General features: G+C 66.7%; 4 protein-coding genes and 2 pseudogenes. 3 read left to right on the plus strand and 3 right to left on the minus strand.

Annotated elements, in window-relative coordinates:
* Window positions 1–19: 19 nt before the first annotated feature.
* Complete coding sequence (locus Taqua_RS03010) at window positions 20–1,249, minus strand: threonine ammonia-lyase (RefSeq protein ID WP_144324574.1); 1,230 nt, start codon at window positions 1,247–1,249, stop codon at window positions 20–22.
* A 116-nt stretch (window positions 1,250–1,365) separates the two neighbouring features.
* Between Taqua_RS03010 and Taqua_RS03015 the strand changes: the two genes are divergently transcribed.
* Window positions 1,366–2,712, plus strand: a complete 1,347-nt coding sequence (locus Taqua_RS03015) for a glutamine synthetase family protein (protein WP_144324576.1) — start codon at window positions 1,366–1,368, stop codon at window positions 2,710–2,712.
* A 9-nt stretch (window positions 2,713–2,721) separates the two neighbouring features.
* On the opposite strand, the gene Taqua_RS03020 is transcribed toward Taqua_RS03015, so the two are convergent.
* Window positions 2,722–3,171: a hypothetical protein gene (locus Taqua_RS03020; protein ID WP_144324578.1), complete on the minus strand. Its 450-nt coding sequence runs from the start codon at window positions 3,169–3,171 to the stop codon at window positions 2,722–2,724.
* Between the two features lie 232 nt (window positions 3,172–3,403).
* On the opposite strand from Taqua_RS03020, the gene Taqua_RS03025 reads away from it, so the two are divergent.
* Window positions 3,404–3,943 (plus strand): Mpo1 family 2-hydroxy fatty acid dioxygenase, encoded by a 540-nt coding sequence (locus Taqua_RS03025; protein ID WP_144324580.1) that lies wholly within the window; start codon window positions 3,404–3,406, stop codon window positions 3,941–3,943.
* Between the two features lie 550 nt (window positions 3,944–4,493).
* A pseudogene (locus Taqua_RS03030) lies at window positions 4,494–4,828 on the plus strand (transposase); the annotation flags it as partial.
* On the opposite strand, the pseudogene Taqua_RS03035 reads toward Taqua_RS03030, so the two are convergent.
* Window positions 4,804–5,933: pseudogene (locus Taqua_RS03035) on the minus strand (IS3 family transposase); the annotation flags it as partial. The pseudogenes Taqua_RS03030 and Taqua_RS03035 sit on opposite strands and share 25 nt — an antisense overlap.
* Between the last annotated feature and the right edge of the window lie 993 nt (window positions 5,934–6,926).

A 6,926-nucleotide genomic window follows, 5' to 3' on the forward strand; every position in this document is an offset into this window, starting at 1 on the left:
CACGCCACCCGGGACCGCTTCAGCGCCGGGCCACTTCGAACCCGGCGGCCTGCAGCGCTTGCATGACGTCGTGCACGTGTTGCGGGCCGCGCGTTTGCAGCACGAGCTCGATTTCCACATTCTGCGCGGCCAGCAGCGTGAACGCGCGCTGATGGTGCACCTGGTCGATGTTGGCGCCGGCCGCGGCCACCACCTGGGCAATGCGCGCCAGTTGGCCCGGCAGGTCGCGCGTGCTGACCACCAGCCGCACCAGACGCCCGCTGCGCACCATGCCGCGCTCGATGATCGACGCCAACAGCAGCGGGTCGATGTTACCCCCGCACAGCACCAGCCCGACGCGCCGCCCCGCAAAGCGCTGCGGGTCTTTCAGCAGCGCCGCCAAGCCCGCCGCCCCGGCGCCTTCGACCAGGGTTTTTTCGATATCCAACAGCAGCACGATGGCTTGCTCGATGTCCTCATCGTCGACCACCGCCCAGCGGTCCACGTAACGCTGCGCCAGCGCCAGCGTGTGCTGCCCCGGTGCGGCCACCGCAATGCCCTCGGCGATGGTGTTGCCGCCCAGCGGCCAGTGGCTGCCGGTCAGCGCGTTGACCATCGCGGCAAAGCGCCGCGTCTGCACCCCCACCACCTCGATGTCGGGCTTGATGGCCTTGGCCGCTGCAGCCATGCCACCAATCAACCCGCCGCCGCCCGCGGCCACCACCAGCACCTGCAGCTCGGGCTGCGCCTGCAGCATCTCCAGCGCCACGGTGCCCTGGCCGGCGATGACGGCCTCGTCGTCGTAGGGGTGCACGAAGGTCAGGCCCTGCTGCGCCGCCAGTGTGAACGCGTGCTCGCGCGCCTGCTCCAGCGTGTCGCCGTGCAGCACCACCTCGGCCCCCAGCGCGCGCGTGCGCTCCACCTTGACGCCGGGGGTGAAGCGCGGCATCACGATCACCGAGCGCATGCCCAACCGCTGCGCGTGGTACGCCACCCCCTGCGCATGGTTGCCCGCCGACATGGCGATGACGCCGCGCGCGCGTTGCTCGGGCGTGAGCTGCACCAGCTTGTTGCACGCCCCGCGCTCCTTGAACGACGCCGTGTACTGCAGGTTTTCGAACTTCAAAAACACCTGCGCGCCGGTGATGTTGGACAGCGTGCGGGACTCCAGGCACGGTGTGGTCAACACCTGCCCCCGCAGGCGGGCCGCCGCCGCCTGCACCTCGGCCAAACCGATCATCGTCGATGCCTCCTTGTGGGTTGCAGGCATGCATTGTCGCGCCCCGGGGGCAGCCAGTGGCGCCTGGGCAGGTCGCGTGCGTGGACCTTGCGCCGACCGGCGCCGCACGCATACTTCGCAGCCATCAAGACCCAACGCTGCAAGCCATGACCGCCGACACCGCCGCCGCCATCGAACGCTGGCTCGATCAGCACCGCATCACCGAGGTCGAGTGCCTCATTCCCGACATGGCCGGGCAAGCACGCGGCAAAATCGTGCCGCGCCACAAATACCGCCCCGCCGAGGGGCTGCGGCTGCCGATGGCGGTGTTGGAAATGACCGTCACCGGCGCCTACCCCGAGCAGGACTTCACCCCGGTGGCCGACCCCGACATGCGGCTGCTGCCCGACCCCGCCGCGCTGCGCCTGGTGCCATGGGCCAAGGAACCCACCGCGCAAATCATCCACGACTGCGTGCGCTTCGATGGCACGCCGGTCGAGCTGGCGCCGCGCAACGTGCTCAAGCGCATCCTGGCCGAGTACGAGGCCGACGGCCTGCAGCCCATCGTCGCGCCCGAAATCGAGTTCTACCTCGTGCAAATCGAGCCCGACGAGGACATCCCGCTCAAGCCGCCCGTGGGCCGCACCCAGCGCACCGAAGCGGGCATGCAAAGCTTTTCCATCGACGCGGTCAACGAATACGACGACATCTTCGACGTCATCTACGACTGGTGCGAAGCCCAGGGTCTGCAGCTCGACACCCTGATCCACGAAATGGGCACCGCCCAAATGGAGGTCAACCTCGACCACGGCGAGCCGCTGGCGCTGGCCGACCAGGTGTTTTTGTTCAAACGCACCGTGCGCGAAGCCGCCATCCGCCACGGCATGTACGCCACCTTCATGGCCAAACCCATGCAGGGTCAGCCCGGCAGCGCCATGCACCTGCACCAAAGCATCCTCGAGCGCGCCAGCGGCCGCAACGCCTTTTCCAACCCCGACGGCAGCCCGTCGGAGGCGTTTTTCCACTTCATCGGCGGGCTGCAAACCTACCTGCCGGCGGCCATGCCGTTTTTTGCGCCCTACATCAACAGCTACCGCCGCCTGTCGCGCCACACCGCCGCCCCCATCAACCTGAGCTGGGGCTACGACAACCGCACCTGCGGCCTGCGCGTACCCAACGCCAGCCCTGACGCGCGCCGCGTCGAAAACCGCCTGGCGGGCGTGGACGCCAACCCCTACCTGGTCATCGCCGCGAGCCTGGCGTGCGGGCTGCTGGGCATGCGCCAGCGGCTGCAGCCCAGCGAGCCACTGTCGGGCAGCGCCTACGAGCAACCCCACCAACTGCCGCGCCACCTGGACGACGCGGTGGAGCGGCTGATGGCCTGCCGCCCGCTGGCCGAGCTGTTTGGCGAGCACTTCGTGCAAGCCTACGGGGCCATCAAGGCCGCCGAGTACGCCGAGTATTTCGACGTCATCAGCCCGTGGGAGCGGCGCTACCTGCTGCTGAACGTGTGAGTCGCCGCGCTACGACTGCGCGGTCGGCCGGGACGCTGCGCCCGGATCGGCGCTGCCCGGGTGGTCGCGCTCGTAGTGCCAACGCGCCACCTCCAGCCACACCGCCGCACGCGCAAACAGCTCGGGCCGGCGCCGCAGCAGCGCGGTCAGGTGGATATCGTCGGGGTTGAGCCGCGCCAGCAACTCGACGTGCTGCTCCACGTAGGCGGCGGCCTCGTCCTCGGGCCACGCGCCCAAATTGGCCGGCACCCCCACCAGCAACCCCTGGCGGGCATGTTGCAGCACCCGCTGCACGTCAGCCTCGGCACGCTCCAGCAACACCTGCAACGACTGTCCCACGGCGCGCAAACGCTCGTCGCTGTCCACCAACAGCTGCTGCATCACCCTGCGCACGTCGGCCAACCCATGCAAATGCTCGGGCTTGCCTGGCGCGGGCGACCAACCCGACCCCATGCCCATCGCGTCACCCTCCGCGCATGAACCGGGCGGCTTTGCGCCCCCACGGTACACCCCCATTGTTGCCCCAAGCGGCGCGCGCCGTACCCAGCGTTTACCCCAACCCGCAGCCACACCGTGGTCATGGTGCCCGCCGACAGGTATGCGGGTAAACCCCAATGAAGCGCGCTACCCCGCCTGCTACGCTGCGTCCGAGTATTCCCCGTTGACCTGCAAGCCCGGCAAGGAGTCGGCCATGCCATCGCCCCTGCGTCACGCCAGCGAACTGCTGGTCCAGTACGCCGCGTACCACCGTGATCGGCGCAACATCGCCACCCACTTCGTCGGCATACCCATGATCGTCTTCGCGCTCAGCGTGCTGCTGGCCAAACCGGCATGGTCCCTGGGCGGCGCGTCCGTGCCCGTCATCGCCGTGGTGTGGCTGCTGTCCACCCTGTGGTACCTGACGCGTGGCTTGCCGACGCTGGGTGTCGCAACCAGCGCCGTCAACGGCTTGCTGGCGCTGGCGGCCATGCCGCTGGCCTCGCTGCCGACAGCCTCTTGGGCGGCATGGGGCATCGGCCTGTTTGTGCTGGGCTGGATCATTCAGTTCATCGGCCACCGCTACGAAGGCCGCAAACCCGCGTTTCTGGACGACCTGGTCGGGCTGCTCGTGGGGCCGATGTTCGTGGTGGCCGAGACCATGTTCGCATGGGGCTGGAACCCCTCGCTGCAGGCCACCATCACGACCCAAGCCGGCCCGGTCCGAAGCGGATCAGCCGCGCGGCATGCGTAGCGCGCCCCATCTTCTTGCGCGTGCATTCCACAAGGTTGGGCTGCTGCGCCGCCGGGAAGGCGACCGGGGTACACGCTGGGCACGCTTCGGAGGCCATAACAGTCTAGCGGCGCCAACCCGTCCCAATGGGTCTAATGCGCTGTAAAGTGATGTTCTATTGCTACTTTTTTGGCTCCTCGCGGTGACCAAAGAACACCACTTTACAACCAATCGCGCAGAAAACATCATTTTTTACTGATGTCGATCTTTGACACGGCTACGACCACAAGACCGGCCCGTCGGAACATGGCGGCCACCGCCCCGCTGTGAGGGCCAAAAGCGGGCTGAGCAACCCACTGGCGGGGGCGATGTGGTCGCAGACATCGCTCGGCAGGCATCCCAGGTGCCGAGTGGCGGAACGATTGCACTTTCTGTCTTGACGCAGCCGGAGTCCGCACTCGTGACGGGGATCGACCACGGACGCACCGCGGCGCGGTAGTACTGACCTGCCCGGCGATTTTCGGACCAGTCGAAAGTTGAGAGGATGGCTTCTGACGAAGACGAGGAGCCCATGCGTAAGTCCCGATTTACCGAAGAGCAGATGGTCAAGATCCTTCGGGAGGCCGACCGGTCGCCCGTGGCGGAGGTGGCCAAGAAGCACGGCGTCAGCGAGCAGACCCTGTACCTGTGGCGGAAGCGCTACGGACAGCTGGAGGCGGCGGACGTGAAGCAGTTGCGCACCCTGCAGCAGGAGAATGCCCGCCTGAAGAAGCTGCTGGCCGAGCACGACCTCGAGATCGAGGTCATGAAGGAGATCACCGCAAAAAAGTGGTGAGCGCGCCGGCACGGCGCGCGCTGGTTCCGGGAATGGTCGAGCGTGGCATCAGCGCCCGGCGGGCCTGCTCGCGGGTGGCAAACTTGTGCCCGTGCACACTGGCGGCCTTCAGCCGCCCCCAGAAGCTCTCGGTCGGCGCGTTATGGCGAAACTCGCTGCGCTCATTTTCCCAGCAGTTGCCCTTGCGGCTCATCGATGAGCGCATACCCCAGTCCCGCAGGGCCTGCTGGAACTCATGGCTGCAGTATTGGCTGCCCCGGCCGCTGTGGAAGATCAGCCCCCAGGCGGCGGGCGCCGGCGCCACCACGCCATGGCCAAGGCATCCTTGAGCAGGCCCGTGTGCATGCGCTCCTGCAGGCTCCATCCCACCACCTGGCGCGCAAAGAGGTCGATGAGCGCAGCCAGGTACAGCCAGCCCTCGTCGGTGGCGATGTAGGTGATGTCGCCGCTCCAGAGCCGATTGGGTGCCTCGGGGGTAAAGCGCCGCTGTACCAGGTCGGGCGCCACCGGCAGGCTGTGGCGGCTGTCGGCGGTCACCACAAACTTGTGCTTGGTCCTGGCGTGGATGCCATGCTGCTGCATGAGCCGGCGAACCCGCTCTTTGCCCACCCGGATGCCGCGGGCCACCAGCTCTTTGTGCATGCGCGGCCAGCCGTATTCGCCCATTCGCCCTTGACCTCGGCGTGGATGGCTCGGATGTGTGCCAGCAAGGCTTCGTCGCTGTAGCGCGCTGCAGCGCGGCCGCCCCCGCCGCAGCCGCCACCCTGGCGGTGCAGCCAGTTGAAATACCCGCTGGCGCTGACCTGCAGCACCTCGCAGGAGATGCTCACCGGGTAGCAGCGCTTCATTTGGTCAATCCAGGCGTACCTCGCAGCGTGTCCTGCGCGAAGTACGCCGCGGCTTTTTTGCGATGTCGCGCTCCATGCGCAGCCGCGCCACCTCCGCCCGCAGCCGGGCAATCTCCATTTGATCGGGCGTGACCCGATCGGTTTTGTCCGACCCCCCCGAGCTGCCAAGGCCGCCCTTGGCGGCCAGCCGCACCCAGTTGCCCAGGCTCGCCTTGGGGATGCCCAAGACCTTGGCCACCACCGCTATCGCCCGCCCGGCGCGCACCTGCCGCACCGCCTCCAGCTTGAACTCCCGCGTGTACTGCGCACGCACCTGCTTGTCACTCATCGCTTCTCTCCTTGTCGACATTTTCAACAAGGGCTAAGCACTCCACTTTGCAGGGGCAAGGTCACGCCCGGACACTGTGCACCCAGCATCACGGCAAAGCGCCGCGCACGACAACACGCGCGAGTAGCCAGCACATGATGCGAGTCGCTGACACCGCCACCCGGGCACGGGACCGATGGTCGTTTGGGGCGACCTCGGACCAACCGGCGGGCACAGCCAAGGCACAATCAGGGCACACACTGGGCACAAACAGCGGCCAACGGTTGACCATGACCATCGGCGCCGTCGTTGGGCGCAGCGTGCGTGGTTCGGAAAGGGAGGGCAGCCGAGATCGTACCGCCCATCATCGGGGCCCCGAGATCGTGCGTAAGTACTTGATTTGGCGCGGCTGGCGGGGATCGAACCCACGACCTTCGGCTTCGGAGGCCAAACAACACACGTGACACCAATGTACGTACAACGGCCCTGCGTGCTTTTAATCTATATTTTTCAGCGTCTTGCACTGCCCCTACATCGCAGGCAAAGATCCCTTGTGAATAACTTTACGTCATTTGACGACACAGTTTCTTGTTAACGATATTTTTTGCATCTCTGACCACAAGCTCGCCGCGCTTTTTTGGCTTCCTCGGACGAGGGATACGATTTGAGGAGCAGTCAGCGCACGGACCCAGGCGCGCCGCCCCTGGGCCCGTGGGGAGAATGAGGCTTGTCGTGCACCAGCGGATCGACCCGAGCAGCTCGCGCATGGGGGCCACGCACTCAGCACAGAATTCTTCCTCCCGCTCGGACGTGGCGTTTCTGTCCTCTCTTGACCGAGCGCCATTGCTGGTGCCGCACCCGCGTCTATCTCTCGGTGGACTGCGTCCCGGTGCGTGTCAAGATAGTTGTCGCGCAAGTCATGCGGCCAATTGTTGTGTATCGTGATGCAGCGTGAGGCCTTCGATCACCGCGTCGCGCTCGGGGTTGAGCGTGACGGCGCCGATGGGCTGCCAG

This window comes from Tepidimonas aquatica, from assembly GCF_007556585.1.
GTDB lineage: Bacteria > Pseudomonadota > Gammaproteobacteria > Burkholderiales > Burkholderiaceae_C > Tepidimonas > Tepidimonas aquatica.

Excerpts from the sequence above, each read along its gene's own strand:
- Taqua_RS03020 (WP_144324578.1), bottom strand. The coding sequence starts at position 3,171 with ATGGGCATGGGGTCGGGTTGGTCGCCCGCGCCAGGCAAGCCCGAGCAT.
- Taqua_RS03025 (WP_144324580.1), top strand. The coding sequence starts at position 3,404 with ATGCCATCGCCCCTGCGTCACGCCAGCGAACTGCTGGTCCAGTACGCC.
- Taqua_RS03015 (WP_144324576.1), top strand. The coding sequence starts at position 1,366 with ATGACCGCCGACACCGCCGCCGCCATCGAACGCTGGCTCGATCAGCAC.
- Taqua_RS03010 (WP_144324574.1), bottom strand. The coding sequence starts at position 1,249 with ATGCCTGCAACCCACAAGGAGGCATCGACGATGATCGGTTTGGCCGAG.